Raw genomic sequence first — 436 nt, forward strand, 5'->3', positions numbered from 1 at the left:
GGAAATTCTACTTGCAAAATGGTATCTGGCTCATGAATCATTAAAATCGAAAACTTTCCTTGCTCAGGAACTATACTAAAATTTGGTTGCCCTTCACGTAAATCGTCAAGCCCCGTTAATGATACTGTTCCTGACATAAGCGATTGATTGGTAAGTACAGTAAAACCTGCTTCCTCTAAAAAAGTTCTTATATAGTGCGCGTGCCCTTCATGCGAAAAATCATGATTACCCAAAATCGCAAATTTTTCTAAAGGTGCTTCAAGTTCTGCTAAAATTTCTTTTACTTTATTCACATCATGCGCTTGCGCCCAATTGACTTTATCAAATAAGTCGCCTGTGAACAAGATCAAATCAGGTCGTGTTTTTTTTATGTGTTTTGCAAATTTTAAAAAGCGGCGGGGATGTGTGTGCCAATTAAAGTGTGTATCTGTAAAAT

Annotated in this window: 1 protein-coding gene; it reads right to left on the bottom strand. The window is 36.7% G+C overall.

What is annotated here, in order from left to right:
• Positions 1 to 436: metallophosphoesterase (locus tag LI288_RS14115; RefSeq protein WP_227091083.1), on the bottom strand; the 436-nt coding region annotated here is incomplete at both ends.

Origin of the sequence: Lachnospira pectinoschiza, assembly GCF_020564355.1 — a bacterium.
Taxonomy (GTDB): Bacteria; Bacillota; Clostridia; order Lachnospirales; family Lachnospiraceae; genus Lachnospira; species Lachnospira intestinalis.